15 protein-coding genes and 1 riboswitch are annotated in these 16,566 nt (G+C 42.3%); of the genes, 4 read left to right on the top strand and 11 right to left on the bottom strand.

The features are described from left to right. Positions 1–81 precede the first annotated feature (81 nt). The 8 genes from DB520_RS03815 to DB520_RS03780 form a co-directional block, all read right to left on the bottom strand. On the bottom strand, positions 82–1,338 hold the full coding sequence (locus DB520_RS03815) for an amidohydrolase/deacetylase family metallohydrolase (protein ID WP_114748297.1): 1,257 nt from the start codon (positions 1,336–1,338) through the stop codon (positions 82–84). Positions 1,339–1,421: 83 nt separating this feature from the next. Then, the gene (locus tag DB520_RS03810) at positions 1,422–2,645 is read right to left on the bottom strand and encodes an aminotransferase class V-fold PLP-dependent enzyme (protein ID WP_114748296.1); all 1,224 of its coding nucleotides are present in this window, start codon (positions 2,643–2,645) and stop codon (positions 1,422–1,424) included. A 61-nt stretch (positions 2,646–2,706) separates the two neighbouring features. Continuing rightward, complete coding sequence (locus DB520_RS03805; protein ID WP_114748295.1) at positions 2,707–3,246, bottom strand: RidA family protein; 540 nt, start codon at positions 3,244–3,246, stop codon at positions 2,707–2,709. Between the two features lie 23 nt (positions 3,247–3,269). Next, positions 3,270–4,034: a carbohydrate-binding family 9-like protein gene (locus DB520_RS03800; RefSeq protein WP_232834822.1), complete on the bottom strand. Its 765-nt coding sequence runs from the start codon at positions 4,032–4,034 to the stop codon at positions 3,270–3,272. 11 nt (positions 4,035–4,045) lie between these two features. Then, complete coding sequence (locus DB520_RS03795) at positions 4,046–5,764, bottom strand: c-type cytochrome (protein WP_114748294.1); 1,719 nt, start codon at positions 5,762–5,764, stop codon at positions 4,046–4,048. Positions 5,765–5,959: 195 nt separating this feature from the next. Next, a complete protein-coding gene (locus DB520_RS03790) occupies positions 5,960–6,850 on the bottom strand; it encodes a MerR family transcriptional regulator (RefSeq protein ID WP_114748293.1) in 891 nt (296 codons plus the stop codon). Further along, positions 6,850–7,290 (bottom strand): sterol desaturase family protein, encoded by a 441-nt coding sequence (locus DB520_RS03785; protein WP_114748292.1) that lies wholly within the window; start codon positions 7,288–7,290, stop codon positions 6,850–6,852. The genes DB520_RS03790 and DB520_RS03785 overlap by 1 nt, the downstream gene beginning before the upstream one ends. 42 nt (positions 7,291–7,332) lie before the next feature. Then, entirely contained in the window at positions 7,333–7,989 is a 657-nt protein-coding gene (locus DB520_RS03780; protein WP_232834821.1) for a carotenoid biosynthesis protein, read from the bottom strand. 122 nt (positions 7,990–8,111) lie between these two features. Here DB520_RS03780 and DB520_RS03775 point away from each other — a divergent pair, with 122 nt between their 5' ends. Next, on the top strand, positions 8,112–8,417 hold the full coding sequence (locus tag DB520_RS03775) for a DUF4286 family protein (protein WP_114748290.1): 306 nt from the start codon (positions 8,112–8,114) through the stop codon (positions 8,415–8,417). On the opposite strand, the gene DB520_RS03770 is transcribed toward DB520_RS03775, so the two are convergent. The 3 genes from DB520_RS03770 to DB520_RS03755 all read right to left on the bottom strand — a co-directional run bounded on the left by DB520_RS03770 (position 8,418) and on the right by DB520_RS03755 (position 12,958). Next, positions 8,418–8,921 carry a hypothetical protein gene (locus DB520_RS03770; protein ID WP_114748289.1) on the bottom strand — a complete coding sequence of 168 codons (504 nt, stop codon included), beginning with the start codon at positions 8,919–8,921 and terminating at the stop codon, positions 8,418–8,420. Between the two features lie 497 nt (positions 8,922–9,418). Continuing rightward, on the bottom strand, positions 9,419–11,986 hold the full coding sequence (locus DB520_RS03760) for a M14 family metallopeptidase (RefSeq protein ID WP_114748287.1): 2,568 nt from the start codon (positions 11,984–11,986) through the stop codon (positions 9,419–9,421). Positions 11,987–12,061: 75 nt separating this feature from the next. Beyond that, positions 12,062–12,958, bottom strand: coding sequence for a TIGR01777 family oxidoreductase (locus tag DB520_RS03755; protein WP_114748286.1), 897 nt, complete (start codon positions 12,956–12,958; stop codon positions 12,062–12,064). 275 nt (positions 12,959–13,233) lie between these two features. Further along, a riboswitch (Fluoride riboswitch) is annotated at positions 13,234–13,334 on the top strand. A 61-nt stretch (positions 13,335–13,395) separates the two neighbouring features. On the opposite strand from DB520_RS03755, the gene DB520_RS03750 reads away from it, so the two are divergent. Genes DB520_RS03750 through DB520_RS03740 form a run of 3 tightly spaced genes read left to right on the top strand, consistent with a single transcriptional unit; the run spans position 13,396 to position 16,561 of the window. Further along, positions 13,396–14,697 carry a voltage-gated chloride channel family protein gene (locus tag DB520_RS03750; RefSeq protein ID WP_114748285.1) on the top strand — a complete coding sequence of 434 codons (1,302 nt, stop codon included), beginning with the start codon at positions 13,396–13,398 and terminating at the stop codon, positions 14,695–14,697. Then, positions 14,694–15,623: a hypothetical protein gene (locus DB520_RS03745; RefSeq protein ID WP_157971924.1), complete on the top strand. Its 930-nt coding sequence runs from the start codon at positions 14,694–14,696 to the stop codon at positions 15,621–15,623. The genes DB520_RS03750 and DB520_RS03745 overlap by 4 nt, the downstream gene beginning before the upstream one ends. A 14-nt stretch (positions 15,624–15,637) precedes the next feature. Next, positions 15,638–16,561, top strand: a complete 924-nt coding sequence (locus tag DB520_RS03740) for a hypothetical protein (protein ID WP_114748283.1) — start codon at positions 15,638–15,640, stop codon at positions 16,559–16,561. Positions 16,562–16,566 lie beyond the last annotated feature (5 nt).

Raw genomic sequence — 16,566 nt, 5'->3', positions numbered from 1 at the left:
ATATTTTCCGTGTTTCCAATTTAATGCCAAAAAAAACCCCCAACGAATCCGTTGAGGGCAGGTGTTTGAAAGCCTATTGGCTTATTTAAGGACTATAGGGTCGACTATGCCGTTTAGGTCATATACAATTTTACCATCCTTTATGGTCATCTGGCATTCAAAGCGCCTGTCTCCATCTATTTTATAACCATTTCGGTCCCAGAAACCAAAATTACCTTCCCGGATTCCCAAAATTGCAACATCTGCGATGCCTCCTTCAGATAAATGTCCAAGCATCTCTCTTTTAATAACCTTGGCTGGTTCCCAAGTACTCATTTCGATAACCTTGGGTAGGTCCACACCCATTGCGAGGAATTTGGACATGATGTTCAGGATGTCCTTCATGGCTGCGTTCATACTTCCCTTATGCAAATCAGTACTGATGGTGTTTGGCAGGAAGCCTGCTTCCAGGGCAGGAATGGCCTGCCGGAAGTCAAAACTGGCACCACCATAACCCACATCGAAAATAATTCCCCTTTCTTGTGCTTCCCGAATGAAAGGCTTGAACTCTCTGGTTTCATAATCCACAATTGGCTCCCTGGCACCACCCAATTCGGCAAAGGTGTGTGTATAGATGTCGCCAGGCCGCAGGCGTTCAAAAAACAACTCCCGAAGCCTCAGGGGAGCAAAAGCCATGGATCCTCCAAAGTCGATAATGACGGGCATATCGGCAATATTTCCTGCTTCTACTGCCCGGTCTATGGGAATCCAATCCCGTCGGGAATAATGAGCCACTTTGAACCCTACTACATGCTCTTTATACTTTAAGGCTGCCTGTGCGGTGATTTCGGCGTTCATGTCGGTGGTATCCTGTTCCCAGGCTCCTCCCCGCATGCCTTCACCTACAATATTCATGAAGGCCAAGACACGGGTTTTTGAAGGATCTATGATATTGTTTTTGAATACATGGATATTTTTCCAGCCAGGCCCACCACAATCTACAATGGTGGTCACTCCTACGCGGAAGGTATAACCATCCGGGTCTACGGCGGTAAGGCCGTCGCTGAGGTAGCTATTTTCCCTCGTGCCCGCGAAGTTGTGGCCATGGATATCGATCAAGCCTGGAACGACAACCATTCCTTCTGCATTAACCACCTGCCTGGCACTTTCACCTGGTATGGAGGCTGCAATTTTAGCAATCTTTCCATCTTTTATGGCTACGTCTCTTGAAGCATCTATACCACTTTTTGGGTCGATTACATGTCCATTCTTGATTACTAGGTCATAGTCCTGGGCAAAAGCAAAACCTACCAAACATAGGAGGAAGAATACAGTAATTACGTTAAATTTTATATTCATTAAGAAAAGGGTTAATTGACACATGCTAGCGAGAAATTCTTCCCACTCAAATTTTCAAATAAATTGGAAATCTAGGCTTACAACTATACTAAGGCCGCCTTTAATTCTTCCTGTATTCTCCTAGCCACAATTTTTTCTTCCTTGGGACGTAGCATGAAAACAGTTATGCTTATGGAATTCTCCTTGGTGCTGATAACTTCTATGGAAGGGTCTCCTTCTCTAAGTTTTTCCTGAAGTTCACTTCTAGATAGCTTTATGGTCTCTGGATCCCAACTGATTTTTAAGTAGGGGGTGTGGTTGGCAATAGGTGGAACGGATACTTCTGTTTCCACACTTTTTATGTCCTTTACCGCTTTTGCCACATGATCCACCTTGTCCTCCCAGGATTGCCACTCCTTTTGGTGGTCTTTGTTGATGTACATTTCCAATGCCATGTACATTCCCAAAATCTCCTCCTTGTTTACCTTCATTCCCCTGCCAATGGTGCCTCCACGAGGAGGTGCGCTCAGCCGAGCCGCTTCTATAATGTCCTTTCGTCCCATCAGTATTCCGGCACTTTGGGGTCCTTTCATGGCCTTACCGCCTGAAACGCAGACCAAGTCAAAACCCATATCGTTGTATTTCCAAAGATTTTCTACCGGGGGTACATCCGCTGCCATATCTATCATTGTGGGGATATTGTGTTTTTTTCCCAGTGCGACCCAATCCTCGTGATTGATTTTTCCGTCTGGTGCCTGATAGTTCAAGAACCACATCATGGCTGTTTTGTCATTGACCGCCTTCTCCACATCCTCTACTGTTTCCACTTCTATTATTGTCACTCCTGTATTGGTAAGTGCATGAACGTAGCCCACGTTGTGGCTTTTCTGGACAATCACCTCCGACTTCATACCCTCTAGGTTGGGTAACTGGGAAATCTTCTTTTTATCAGTCCCCGTAAGTACACCAGCCAAACCAAGCACCATGGCAGACCAGCACCCTGCCGTAACAGTAGCAGCTTCTGCATGGCAAAGTTTGGCAATTTTTTCTCCTACTTTATCCTGGACTTCATCGAGCATCGCAAACTGTGTACCCGAAAGCACGATGGTATCCATTACTTCCTTGGGCATCAGGGAAGCAGTCATGGCAGTATAAGTACCCGCTGCATTGACAAAGGTTCGGATACCCATCTCTTTCATCAGGTCTCTCTTTGGTGCTTCATCCAGGGTATTACCCAAAGTGGAGCTAACTGGAAATCCAGCACCCATTACCCCACCGATCAAAGGAAGGGTGGATAATCTTTTCAATAATTTTCTTCTTGAAATCATGTTATTATCGTTTTGACCCTACTTGCTGACAAGCTGCAAGAGGTGATTTTTGGTTTATTATTCAATCCTCAATTTCTACAATCATTTCTATCTCTATAGCCATCCCACCGGGTAATGAAGCCATACCTACTGCTGACCTGGCGTGCTTTCCCCTTTCTTCTCCAAAAACCTCCACCATAAAATCGGTAAACCCGTGAACCACGGCGGGTTGTTGGACAAAATCGGGAGCACTATTTACCATCCCTAGCACTTTTACGATCTTCTTCACTTTTTTCAAATCCCCAATTTCTGCCTTTAAAGAGGACAACAGCTGAATCCCAGTTAATTTTGCGGCCTCCCTACCCTGTTCTACATCGAGGTCAACACCTAGCTTTCCTCTGGTAGTCTCTCCTTCAGCGTTGGTAGGACCATGCCCGGAAAGGAATACCAAGTTTCCGGTTCGGACGGATTTCAAAATATTTGAGGTGGAAGGGGAAGGTGGAACCAGGGAAATCCCCATTTCGGAAAGTTTTGCCTCAGGGTCGAAACTATTTTGGGCCTGTAAAGACTGGCAATAAATAAGGGCCAATAGACAAAGAAATAGTGTACTTAAGTTTTTCATAGTTGTTGTTTGTTAGTGGATGATCATTGAAATATCAATTTCCCAAAATATTGTGGTAAATGAAAGTCTGGTCTTGGGTTTTCTACTATGTTCCAGGTGATATAATGGGGGTTGCTGTTTCGGTTTGCTGTTTTATAGAAGTTAGCCTTCCAGGTGACTCCTTTACTGGGTTGGGTTATGTTGCTGTACTTTTTGAGTAGGCGGATAGGAATTTTATATTCCACGATCCATGTGGTATCCGAGGTGATTTCTGGAGAAATTACCGATGGCATGCTGGTAGCTACCGTAATTTCCGAAATATCCTCTTCATCGATGACTTTGTACTCTTTTCTGGGTACAGTAACATGGTGGAAAAGGGTAGTGCCTCCTGCATTGATTTCGATGTTGAAGTAAGTATGTGGGCTATCTTCATCTGGAGCAAAAAACCATTCCACACAACTGTCTCTGGATACCGGACCATTGGGTTTGGTTTCTTCACTGATCACATACCGATCTTTTACCCTAAAAATTCCATAAATATAATGGGTATCATAGGCAAGTTTGGCCTCGGTTTCCGGCATAAAATGAGGTTTATCACCCATTATATGCGTAATAGTGATGGCAGGTACAGTGGACCAAACTGGTTTATTCCATTTGGCATCAATCTCCATCGTGCCCTGTAGGGGCTGGACATGGTAAACATTGATAGGATCCGTTGCTTCTTGCATAGGGGCTTCGTTTTCTGGAGTATAAACCAATCCCAATATCAGGGTGGCAATACCCATTATACTTGACGTAATATTCCACATAATTCGCTGATTTAATCCAGGGAGTCTCTAACTTTTTCCACTTCAGTGGCAGAAATGCTACTTGCATTGTTTCCAAAACTCCTTCGTATATAGGTGAGAACGGAGGCCAGGTCTTCGTTGCTGAGGAAATTGTGTGCGGGCATAATTTGGTTGTATTCCACACCGTTCACAGTGATGGGGCCTTCCATGCCTTTGAGCAGGATTTCAATAAGCCGACGCTTGTTTCCAGTTACCCAGTCCGTCTCTGCTAGTGGAGGAAAGCGGGTACCATCCCCTTTACCATCGCGCTGATGACAAGTGCCGCAATACATGTTGTAAATTTTGGCTCCAGCCTCTATCATGCCCACTTCCAAGTTGTCTTTTTCTGGATGCGGGTCCTTTATGTTGGTACGAGTATTCTTTCGGTCTTCAAGTTTATTGAGAGCATCTTGGTCAAAATTACTCTTTTTATCCTTGTACATTACCCTCCATACTTTGCCTTGCACACTCTCGGTGATGTATAATGAACCATCTGGTCCCTCGGACAAACCCATAGGGCGTGCGGCTGCGTCACCGGTATTAACGATGGTGTCCAATTGTGCAAATCCATCGGCAAAGACCTCCCAAGAGCCGGAAGGTTTACCGTTTTCGAAGGGCACGAATCCCACAAAGTAACCAGCCTGGGGATAAGGCCCGCGAATTGTGGAACCGTGAAAGGCGACAAATGCACCGTTTTTATACCGATCGGGGAACTGGTCCCCACTGTAAAACAAGAGATCATTGGGTGCAAAGTGGCCAGGAAAACCGATAAGGGGATTGGTGATCTCCAAAGGGTCTGCTTCTATTTCTTTGTCACCACCATATTCGGGGTTTAACAATTTTTTGCCCTGAATCTGGTCGTAATAGTAGTATGGCCAGCCCCCATCTGTGCCTTCATCCACCCGAAAAAACTCCTCGGAAGGCAATACCGCACTTTCCCAGGGAGAATACATATCCGGCCAGGTTCTGTTCATGTTGTCTCTGCCATGCTGCACCACATACAGGGCGTTTTCGCTTGAATTCCAATCCATTGCGACCACGCTTCGGATTCCTGTAGCATAGAGATAACCATGCTCCTGCTGGGTTTGGTTAAGCTTGTTTGCGTCAAATCTCCAGATCCCTCCGTGCCACTCTAGCTGTGGGCAAGGATCCAACCCCATGGATCCAGGTCTTCGATTAAACTCTTGACATACATCTCCTGGAGAACCAAAGGGTACATACAAATGACCCTCATCGTCAAAGGCTAGAGGTTTGGCAATATGTTCGTACCCATGTTCGGCATTTTTATAGTCATCCTTGAGGATAAGTTCCACCTTTCCAGTCGGTACTAAACTATTCTCATCCAATTTTTGCCTGTAAACTTCCCCCGCAGTACTGAAATAGAGAAAACCCTTGTAGATCCGCATTCCGGTGCCGTAGTTTCCCGTATCTTCATAATCTCCAAAATAGGATATTACATCCGCTTTGCCATCCCCATTTTCATCCCTTATTGCAACTAGGCCATTTCCTTCCTTGTCGGGCACGCGAAGTTTTACATAGATGTTTCCTTTTTCGTTTACAGTAAGGTGGCGAGACCGGCCCACACTATCTGCCACAACAACGGCTTCAAAACCCTTTGGAAGAAAGAGACCTCCATTATCTTCGTCGCCGGGGGGTAACTCAGGTTTTTCACTACAGGAACCAATCCCCAACAGGAATGCAAAACAGAGCATTCTCCAAACTTTAATATGTAATCCTATCACTTTGCTTTAATCTTTTTTTAAATATGAATACAGTAATCTAAATAGATTACAAATCATATTTCTTGAAATATAAGGGATTTGAATAAAAAAATTAAATATTTTGTGAAAGTAAAAACAAAAAAAGGGATAAGTGGAAAAGAAATAAATAAAATTACGCTTAATCTTTTAGGCAACTTCAGCTAAATCTTGGAGGTATTCCTTAATTTCTTTCAGATAATGAAGTACTCTTACATTGTCTGGGATGTTAAGGTCTCTTCCCAATACCTGATACCCAGATATCCAGATGTTACTTTTAGAATACCTATTGCTCAGATCATTTATGTAAGATTGAACCTCTTCAGCTGTAGGATGAGTGGTGAAAACACTTACCAGAAAATCCGGTCTGTGCACTTTGTAAACCGCATAAAGATCCTCATCTGGTGTATTCTGGCCGAGATATATGACCTGATGGCCACTAGTTTTCAATAGATAGCAAGAAAACAGCAATGATATTTCGTGAAGCTCCCCTTCTGGTAGAAATAAAAGGAATTTCTTTCCTCCACCCGTATAAACCTGTCCATCAATGGCTACAATCAACTTCTGTCGTACCAGATTGCTGATAAAGTGCTCTTGGCCTGGGTGGATGGCACCTGTTTGCCATAAAACCCCTATTTTGGATAGAAAGGGATAAATAATGTTGAGCATGGTTTCCTCAAAACCTAATTTGAGGATATTTGTGGAAATTATTTTTTCAAATCTGGGCTCGTCTAAATCCACCATTGCGATGGTTAGAGAATGAATTTGGTCGTCATAGGTGAAAGAGCGATCCGTAAGCTTGACCACTTCTTCCTTTAACTCTTCAGTAGATAGTTTTGCAATTTTACTGATTTTATATCCATGCTCGTTGAGCAAGGCTACATTCAAAATCAGCCTCAAATCCGCATCATCGTAATATCGGATGTTGGTTTCGGTCCGCTTTGGTGAGAGCAAATTATATCTTTGTTCCCATATTCTTAATGTATGGGCTTTAATCCCCGAAAGTTGCTCTAGATCCTTAATCGAATAGTTCCTTACCATTATTTCTTATTTTTAAAATACCTTAAGGGCACAAAAAACAAACCGAAGGAAACGGCATCATCTCTTTTTCTACTAACATGATGAGCCTGATGTGCCCTAAACAACCCCATAAGAAATCCGGACTTGGGCTTCTTCATCCATTTCTTTCTTCTGTGGATGAGGATATCATGAATAACAAAATAACTCATGCCATACAAAGATATACCTATTCCAATCCAAAACCTGGCATCCAAATTTTCGACACCTAATAGGATCAAGACTACCGCTATTAGCCCAAAAGCCAAGGAGAACAAATCGTTCAACTCGAATATACCACTATTGTGCTGATGGTGCGTCTTATGAATATTCCAAAGAGGCCCGTGCATTATGTATTTATGTATAAACCATCCTGAAATCTCCATAAGCACAAAACCCAACACGACAAACATTACAGCATACATATCCTAACTCCTAACCTTATTGTTTTCATAATGTTTAACCGACTAAAGTAGAAAATTTAAAATTGCAAAAAAAAGACACATATTTACTAATAAATAACTTGAAATTGTGTTTTTCTTCTGAAAAGGCAGGAATTGAAAGCTCAGTTGTATGAGGAAGGCAATCCCCAACCAACCCAAATAATTAGAAAAAGGAATGTCGCCGGATGTCCATTGCCAAAAGTCCAAAGCAATGGCTACTGGCTCTATAAGAAAATCCATGGCTACCATACCTATGGAGGCAACAATTGCCGCGTATAGCCGGGAAATATTTAAATCCCCACTTAACTTCCCCCACATATACGCTAAAATCAACCAATTGACTCCGATTATTAGCGGAACCTCCATAAGTTTCAAACCCAATACGGGGCCATAGATGTAATCGCCAAAAATTAATCCGGTTTTGACACCTATTATTTCTGAGGACATTCCAATAAGAAAGGTCAATATCCCGAATACCAAAAAAGCTTTATTCCAATCTTGGTGAAAGTAAAACAAGATAATCGCACTCAAAAGAAGGTGAAAGGGGGTTAGAAATTGAAATATGCTTCTGGTTTCTTCCCAAATCAAACCAGCGATACCAACTGCATAAAAAATGCTAATAGCTATTTTGGCAATGCTAATAGGATTTAATTTCCAAGATACTGGTAATAGTTGTTGCATTCTGAACCTATTTATTTCCATGTCTTGGGTACACAATTCATTTTCTTTCCCATTTGTTTAATGAAACTTCCCTAACTTTATCCACCTTTCGATTTCAAATTTAGTAAAAGTTTGAACCTATCATGATCCTTTATAATATTACCATCAGTATCAGTCCTGAAAATGAAACTGATTTTATCTCATGGATGAAACAGCATTATATACCAAAGGCCTTAAAATCAGGGTGTTTTTATGAACACAGATTTTTGCGCTTGCTCCATCACGAACCTGGAGAGGGGGTAAATTTTTCTGTGCAGTTTCATACTAGGTCAATGGCTGAAATGAAAACTTTTGAAGCCGAGTGTGCCCGGGAGCTCAGGGTTTTATTGGAGAAAAAATTTGGTGAGCAGTTTGTTTCTTTCAGGTCACTATTGGAATCTGTGGATTAATCAGGCAGTTTTAAGTACCAAGTCTCCTTTCCGCTTAATAATCTTCACTTCAAAATACTCGTTGAGAAAGCTTTTGCATCGGTTTTCGGAAAAAATAGCCCTACTCTCCGTGTCATACAATAAAGTCATTCTTAGTAAGCTTTTCACATAGGATTCGTGGTTTCCCAGCTCCCTTACCCATTCTTGAAGTTGAACGATCCAGTCCTCTTGGTACTTGTCCGAATGGGACCTACCATCAAACAAGATCTCGAGTTGGTTAGAACCATATCGGTACCGATATATGCCACAGAGTTGTTCATAAATATAGCTGACATATTCATGTGGAAAATCCTCATTTGAAATAATACACAGATAAGTATCATCCTTGAGCCCAAGTGGATTGTACAATCGGGTGTAGGAGGCCCTGAGCTCATCCACCATTACCCTAAGGCCTGTATCCAAAACGGAAGCCTGCGCCTGTCGGAGCAGATAGTTCTTATCTAAAGGAAAAAGCTTTTGAATCATTTCGTTGGGTAAACTAATACAAAGTAAAGTAATTTTGAATAAACTAAAAAGGTATATGTTAAAATATGCTTTTCAAGGGATAATTCCTTGAAATTGCTTAATAGGCCTAAGTAAGAGAAATTAATGATTGAAAAGTAATGCCATCTGTAAGGGTCACCTAAAGAAAGCTGGAAATTAAATGTTTTTGGGTAAAGTAATTCGTCCTCAGAAATAATCTAAGGTTATTTGTGATTTGACAGAGGCCTGAAGGCATAATGAGAAAACTGGATTATCCAAACAGGGACCAGGCAAGTGCAATAGGGCTCATTCGATGCAAGGAAAAGATGGCCATTTTACATTTAAAACCACAAACCATTGTGTTTTCACATGATTATAATTTGCTTTTTATAGGCTATATAGCCTGTCCCGAATTTATTTCGGGAGAATCTCGCAGTCTATAATCATCCCATTGTGTGTCGCTCGCGTCATGCCTGATTGCCGTCCAGGCAGGCTCGATTTCATCTTCCTGATTGGGGGTTAATAGTTTGACCAAAGAACACAGCATTCAAAAACAGCTTATTTGTTCCAAACCAGAATGCTCTGAAGTTCGGATTGTCTACAAAACCTATAATTCTACCCTGTCCTTGGGTCACTACCTGTATCATTCCCGAATCTTTCAGTTTATCCAAGTTACTGGGATGAATATATCCGCTTGCAAGTGGATCATCGGTATAGAGTAGTGGGTTGGCATAAGAATTACTAGACGGCTTCAAGAATTGATTGCCGTTTTTAAATAGGAAAATGGAAGAATCGGAGTAGCCATAACCCAAAGGGTGGGTAATGTCCAGTTTTCCTTTAAAAATTGCTCCCCCTGTGACTCTAGCCCCCCTTTCTCTTTCCAGGTCAGCATATGCTTTTTGGGGAATTTCTTCGTCCTTGTCGGAGGTTTTCCACGAATAGTTTGCCAACTCCTGTTGAGAAAGCCAAATCATGGCACTTCCTCTAGCTATGATGGTGCCACCTTGATTTACCCAATTCTTTAATTTTTCGGCACCGCTTTTTCCGAGGGAATTGTAGGAACCCGAAGGTAAAATGAGGAGGTTATACCGGTTCAGGTCAGCATTTGCAAAACGATCCATAGGCATAAGGGTAAGGGGGATTTCCAACCTTTGGTCAAACAAATGCCAAATCTCGCCCGCATCACTACTTGAAGCACCTCGGTCCACCAAAATGGCAACTTCTGGCTTTTTTAGGACATCAATACTAGGGGACCCCAAATTGATGCCGCTGGTGTATCCAGTACCCATGGCATGAATGGTGAGTCCACATTCCTCAGCAGCTAGTTGCAAATCCTCATAAAATTCCTGATCACTCACACCAGCATTCCCTTTTTCTACCAATACACTACCCCTACGAAAGTTTATCCCTAAATCTGTTTCAAATGGTTCATGGCTTACCCTAACCTGGTATCCCTTGTCCATTAACCCGTAAGCCGCTTTGGGTGCATAATATCCATGCCATTCAAAGGCATAGGAATTTGCCCCTACAGAACCCATGATTCTGCCCTTTCTCATGGGAAAACCCTTTTCCACTTCTTCGACGTTAGCCAAATTGAAAATTCTAGAGCTAAGCGCCATATGGTCTAGGTTGAATGCCATGGGGAGTGTCCATGCAGAAACATCGTAAAAAAGACTGTCCTGAAAACTAGTCCTGGTTTCAAACATGGATTTTATAAGCCGATACTGGGGCTGATTGAAGGGTACGATAAAAGCCTTGTTTGCTCCGAAAGGAACGCCATTTACCATTACATCTTCCTTTAACTCATAAACCTCGATATCATGGTGCAAGAGAATGTCTGCCAAATGATAGGAGCGTGCATAGTCATCATTGTTTCCAAAGATGAATGCTTTGTTGCTGTCCGATTCGGATTCTTCCTTGGCCTCCCGGTAAAAGTCCACCATATATTTGTTCAGTTCCTGACCCATTTCCTTTATAGCTTGGAAGGAGGAAAGGGTAGTTCTTACCTGGTTTCTAATGGTAAAGGGAAATGTGATTTTACCATAGACATTTTCCTGCACGTGACCCCTGGAAGAAGCTTGCTCAAAGAGAATGCCTATCGCACCCTGGATATCAGGATAGGTAGAACCCTTGCCATAGTAGAAGTCGTCAAAACTTTCCTGACTATAATATAAAGAGCCAATTTCGTCTAAAAATTTTGCATGGTACTGAGCAATTCGTTCCGTAATTTCAAAGTTTTTTTGAGGTGTAAGGGGATGGTTTCTACTGGGGATACCCGGCTGGAAAAAATAGGTGTTGTCAGTTCCCATTTCATGAAAATCCAAAACAACATTAGGAATCCATTCCTGAATTTGGGTGATTCTGCCCCTTGATTCAGGATGTTGAACGGGCAGCCAGTCCCTGTTTAAATCAAACCAATAGTGGTTAGTCCTGCCCCCCGGCCAAGCCTCATTAAGTTCCCTATTGTTTTTATCCCCATTTGGATGATAGCTTTTGTGCATATTTACCCAGGATGAAAACCTATTCATTCCGTCAGGGTTCAAGACAGGGTCGATAAGTAAAACTATATTATCCAGGTCTTCCCCTACCTCATTCGCAGCGGCAAAGTGATAGGCAGTGAGGAGTGATGCCTGTACTCCTGAAGGTTCATTTCCGTGAACGGTATGACCCATATACATTACCAAAGGTATTTCTTGGGATTGATCAAAGGTTTGTCCATTTCGCAAACCGCTCCGATTACTTTTGATGGTCTCCAAGTCACTTTGATTGGATGGAGAGGTTACTACTAGCATCACTAAAGGCCGCATTTCATAGCTTTTTCCATATTCTATCAGAGACAACCTGTCAGAGGAGGCCGCTAGGGATCTGAAATAACTCACCACCTGATCGTGACTTGCATGCCATTCTCCTACCTCAAAGCCCAAGTGGGAGGCAGGTGTGGGGACTTTAGGATCATAGGTATATCCACTTGGCAAATAATACTCCATGCTTGTCTCTTGCCCATAGCTAATGGACGCGAGAATGAAACAAAATAGATAAGTGAAAGAAACTTCCTTAAGTAAATTCATGATCAATATTTTTACCGAAAATTCAGGAGGGTTTACTGCCGAGACTTAAAATTAACCCCATTTTTGAGATTTGTTTTATTTTTTAAAAATATTCTTTAATGCCTGGTCTAACTCTGGAAATTGATATTGAAAGCCGGAGGAGTGGATTTTGTCGTTACTTACTCGGTTTCCACCAAGTACCATTTCGGCCATTTCTCCCAATGCCAGTTTTAGTGCGAAACCTGGCACACCTATATTTACGAAAGGTTTGCCCTTGAATTTAGCTGCTCTTCGGGTGAGGATGGCATTGCTTACGGGAGTGGGCCCTACAGCATTATAGACCCCGTTCAGCCCCGAATTGGTAAGGGCATGTATAAAAATATCCGCCAAATCCTGGATATGTATCCAACTCATATATTGTTTTCCATCTCCAAGTGGTGCTGCTACAGGTGGCTTCATCATTTCCGGCAGTGCACCTCCATCTTTGGATAATACGATACCCACTCTTAACCGTACGGTTCGAATACCCAGGTTTTCAAATTTTCCGGTGGTTTTCTCCCATTTGTCCACCACTTCAGCCAGAAAATCATTTCCGGCTGGATCCCCTTCCGCCACTAATTTATTTCCGGTTTCCATTCCATAATAACCTATAGCACTGGCTGCAATCACAGCCTCTGGCCTCTTATCCATCTTCCCCAATGCATTCACAAGAAGTTCGGTAGACATAATTCGGCTATTTAGTATTTCTAGCTTTCTTTCTTGGCTCCATTTTTTATCGGCCACACCTGCCCCTGCCAAGTGGATGATAGCATCACACCAATCCAAGGCATTTTGATCTATGGTCTGCTCTTTGATATCCCAGTTGAAGGATTTTTCGGATTTCGTTTCCGGGTTTCTGCTGAGCCATGCCACCTTGAAGCCTTGATCCTTTAATCTAGAGGTGATTACTTTCCCTATTAAGCCAGAACCACCGGTTATGAGTATATTTTTCATTTTTTGCCTTTATATCCCCTATGTAATTTATTATTATGCGAAGTAAGCTCCCTTCTTTCCCAACTCAAAAAGTATTCCATTGACTATCCAAATGTGCTAATTGGAAAATTAGTAGGTTAGGTGATAGAGAAATTCAGCTTATAAGCTATATTAATTACCGCTTTTCGTGCTCAGAAATGAAGTTTTAGGCCTAAAAATGGATAAATAATGGAATAAACAATTCTCTCAAATAATTTAAATCAGATCATAGAATTGACAATCGGATTGGTATATTTGTAGCCCAAGGCGATGGGGTGCCGCCGGAAAGTAGCTAGTTTTTTAAACCAGCTAATTTTTGAACCGCCACTTTTACGTGGCTGATGACTCCTACTTCAACCATTTCCTTTCAGGTGTAGCTATGATGGTGAAACCTCTCAGGAACACATCTTTAAACCGGTATGTTGAAGAGGATAAACGAGTACCTACAATTAAAGAAATTTACAAGAGAAGAGTTTTTACCAAACCTTCAGTACACCTTGAAATGGCTATTGGTGGCTACTGTAGTGGGCATACTTGCAGGCTCAGCATCAGCCCTATTTTTAATATCTCTGAAATGGGCCACGGATTACAGGGAGTCTAACATATGGATCATTGCATTGCTTCCCCTGGGGGGCTTTGTTATCGGGTGGGTTTATCACCGGTTTGGGGAGTCTGTGGTAAAGGGAAACAACCAATTGCTCGAAGAATTTTACAATCCCCTAAAAGTTATTCCCTTGCGAATGGCTCCTTTGGTCTTATTTGGAACGGTTATGACCCATTTGTTTGGAGGTTCTGCCGGAAGGGAAGGCACTGCGGTTCAAATGGGGGGAGCAATTGCAGATCAATTTACCAAGTGGTTCAAATTAGATAAGGAGGGCAGGAAAATCCTTATCACTATGGGTGTTGCCGCTGGTTTTGCTTCCGTATTCGGAACTCCATTGGCTGGAGCTGTTTTTGCGTTGGAATGGCTAATCATAGGCAGGATTCGGTATGAATCCATTTTGCCCGCTTTTCTTTCGGCTTATGTAGCAGACTATGCATGTGCGGGTTTATGGGGGGTACCCCATACGCATTATGATATTCCTTTGGTTCCCGGACTTGATTTGCTGAATGTCATTTGGATTATCCCTGCCGGTATTTGCTTTGGGCTTGCGGGAAGGCTTTTTGCCAAGGCTACCCATTTTTGGAGTGTCCTATTTTCCAAAAAAATTAAATACCCTCCTTTAAGACCAGTGGTAGGGGGTGTATTGGTGGCTTTGCTGGTTTATTTTACGGGGACCACAAAGTATATTGGACTTGGAATACCCACAATTGTGGATGCTTTTAGCGAGAATTTACCCTGGTATGATTTTTTGGCCAAGATTGGGATGACTTCCCTAACTTTAGGTGCAGGCTTCAAAGGAGGGGAAGTAACGCCCCTATTCTATACTGGAGCCACCCTGGGAAATGCCTTGGGAGGAATAATTCCACTTCCAGTGGCACTTCTGGCAGGTATGGGATTTGTGGGGGTTTTTGCTGGCGCCACTAATACCCCATTGGCCTGTACCTTAATGGGGATTGAACTGTTTGGGGCGGCTTCAGGAGTTTATGTAGGATTAGCCTGTGTGCTTGCTTATCTTTTTAGTGGTCATGCTGGTATTTACAATTCTCAAATTATAGGATCTCCTAAACACCATAGGCATATAAACAATAAAGGGAAGAAAATAGGAAAGTTGGAATGAAGCATTATTTATACGTTATATCTCTTGTTGCCATTCTACTTTTACAAGGAGCCTGTTCCTCCAATCGCCTCATGGTTGCTTTGGACGGCCCTTTTCAGGCTGAGTGCCTTCGGGAATTAATCACGATGAACGAGTTCATCTATGAGGATGCAGAGGAGATCGAAGAGCCTTCTCGGAGGCAGGTAGATTTTCCGGATCCAAAAATTTCCTTTATGGCAGAGGTGTTGGGTGTGAGTGAGGTTTTATATGGTTTTTTGGAGGAAATTGAAAAGGCAGAGTCGGAGGAAGCCTTGTTAATCCAATATAGTCGAAGGATAGAAAGAGCCATTCAAATGGCCTCCTTCGAAACTTCCGCAATAACCGGTGGCATTGATTGTGAGGAGGAAAAATCGGAACAAATTGCCAACTTTTTGGAAAACAGGACAAAGCGAAAGGAAACCAACCGTACAGTAGCTGCCATTGTGACGGGTGCATTGGTGTCTACCGGCACAGGTGTTGCTTTGATTGCGGGTGCTTCCGGCACTTTATTGGAGGTATTTGGGATAGCCGGAGGCTTGACAGAGGTTTGGCTGGGTGTATCCATACTCAGGTTGAAGAAATATGTAGATATCGACCATCCCGTCAATGTCATTCACATGGTGTACGAGAATGATAATTCCGAAAAGGTATTTCCAGTTTCCGTTTGGAAATATATCACTATACCTTTAAATGAACAAGAAATTTCCAAGAGAGAACGAGTGATAAAGCGTTGGGACGAATTTGAGGTAGAAGTGGGCGCTTTGGAAACTATCCGGTCTGAGGGGGGCAGGTACGATGCAGAAATGTTGAAGACGCGGGCAAATATGCTGGATCAATTGGAGGCACAAATCTATTTGATGAAGCAAGATTTGATGCTTTTTACAAAATATTTTTATAGTTTGCAGTAGCCAACTTAAATTCCATGAAAGACCCCCTTAAATTCCTTCTATTTTTCTTACTATATTCATGCTTTTCTTGTAAAGCCACTAGGGTAGTAGAAGAAAAGGTAGATGATTTTCAGGGTGCATGTTATACGTTTATTGAGGGCATAAAAGCCACTAAGCCAGATGATTTTGAAATAGACGACTTTGATGACGATTTACAGGAAATTTTTAGTGAACGAGCACTTGTGGTTGCAAATGCACTTAATTTAAAAGACGCATTAAGGGAGATTTCAAGGCTGGATAAGGATGAGGATAACCTCCTGTATTTTATGCATTACCAAGAAATCCTTAACAAAATCAATTTGGCCGAGCTAGAGGTCTCCTCCTTGAATGCGGCGATTAAATGTGAGGAAGACAAATCGGAACAGCTTGCTTGGTACCTTAATAGGAAGGAAAGCAACATCTCCAACAAAAGAACAGTAGGTGGCATAATCACGGATGCATCTGCTAATATATTAAGTGGAGTAGTAGTAATTTGGATAGCAAATGCCAATACTTTTAGGCAGTTAATGGGTGTAGGAGCCTCTCTTGCTACCATCATCCTTAATGTCACGAATAAGGTCAAGGTGTATACGGTAGAAGTAGAACATGAAGTTAACCTATTGAGGGATGTCTATGCAGAAGATTTGGACTGGAGTGAATATATACCGCCCTCCGTGTGGTATTATATCAATGAAAAAAAGGTTGAAATCCAAGGAGAGACCATTAGGAATAGTATGATCCAATCCTGGGATACCTTCAATATTGGAGAAAGTCTGGACCTTTATCTTTCAGATGGTGGCCAATATTCTGTCGATCAATTGCAAAATAGAGCCTCCATGCTGGATCTTTTCTCAGCATATATAGAGCTGATGAAACAGGATCTGCTGGTTTTTCGCAGAGAAGTGGTGGAATTAAGGTAAGTCCT

The sequence above is a fragment of the Pleomorphovibrio marinus genome (assembly GCF_003347495.1).
GTDB classification, from domain to species: domain Bacteria; phylum Bacteroidota; class Bacteroidia; order Cytophagales; family Cyclobacteriaceae; genus Pleomorphovibrio; species Pleomorphovibrio marinus.
The sequence above is the reverse complement of the archived record's forward strand: the minus strand, read 5'-3'. Positions and strand labels throughout refer to the sequence as shown.

What these genes read in the sequence shown, in the direction of transcription:
- DB520_RS03815 (WP_114748297.1), bottom strand. Translation starts at nt 1,338, where the DNA reads ATGAATATAAAATTTAACGTAATTACTGTATTCTTCCTCCTATGTTTG.
- DB520_RS03810 (WP_114748296.1), bottom strand. Translation starts at nt 2,645, where the DNA reads ATGATTTCAAGAAGAAAATTATTGAAAAGATTATCCACCCTTCCTTTG.
- DB520_RS03805 (WP_114748295.1), bottom strand. Translation starts at nt 3,246, where the DNA reads ATGAAAAACTTAAGTACACTATTTCTTTGTCTATTGGCCCTTATTTAT.
- DB520_RS03800 (WP_232834822.1), bottom strand. Translation starts at nt 4,034, where the DNA reads ATGTGGAATATTACGTCAAGTATAATGGGTATTGCCACCCTGATATTG.
- DB520_RS03795 (WP_114748294.1), bottom strand. Translation starts at nt 5,764, where the DNA reads ATGCTCTGTTTTGCATTCCTGTTGGGGATTGGTTCCTGTAGTGAAAAA.
- DB520_RS03790 (WP_114748293.1), bottom strand. Translation starts at nt 6,850, where the DNA reads ATGGTAAGGAACTATTCGATTAAGGATCTAGAGCAACTTTCGGGGATT.
- DB520_RS03785 (WP_114748292.1), bottom strand. Translation starts at nt 7,290, where the DNA reads ATGTATGCTGTAATGTTTGTCGTGTTGGGTTTTGTGCTTATGGAGATT.
- DB520_RS03780 (WP_232834821.1), bottom strand. Translation starts at nt 7,989, where the DNA reads ATGCAACAACTATTACCAGTATCTTGGAAATTAAATCCTATTAGCATT.
- DB520_RS03775 (WP_114748290.1), top strand. Translation starts at nt 8,112, where the DNA reads ATGATCCTTTATAATATTACCATCAGTATCAGTCCTGAAAATGAAACT.
- DB520_RS03770 (WP_114748289.1), bottom strand. Translation starts at nt 8,921, where the DNA reads ATGATTCAAAAGCTTTTTCCTTTAGATAAGAACTATCTGCTCCGACAG.
- DB520_RS03760 (WP_114748287.1), bottom strand. Translation starts at nt 11,986, where the DNA reads ATGAATTTACTTAAGGAAGTTTCTTTCACTTATCTATTTTGTTTCATT.
- DB520_RS03755 (WP_114748286.1), bottom strand. Translation starts at nt 12,958, where the DNA reads ATGAAAAATATACTCATAACCGGTGGTTCTGGCTTAATAGGGAAAGTA.
- DB520_RS03750 (WP_114748285.1), top strand. Translation starts at nt 13,396, where the DNA reads ATGTTGAAGAGGATAAACGAGTACCTACAATTAAAGAAATTTACAAGA.
- DB520_RS03745 (WP_157971924.1), top strand. Translation starts at nt 14,694, where the DNA reads ATGAAGCATTATTTATACGTTATATCTCTTGTTGCCATTCTACTTTTA.
- DB520_RS03740 (WP_114748283.1), top strand. Translation starts at nt 15,638, where the DNA reads ATGAAAGACCCCCTTAAATTCCTTCTATTTTTCTTACTATATTCATGC.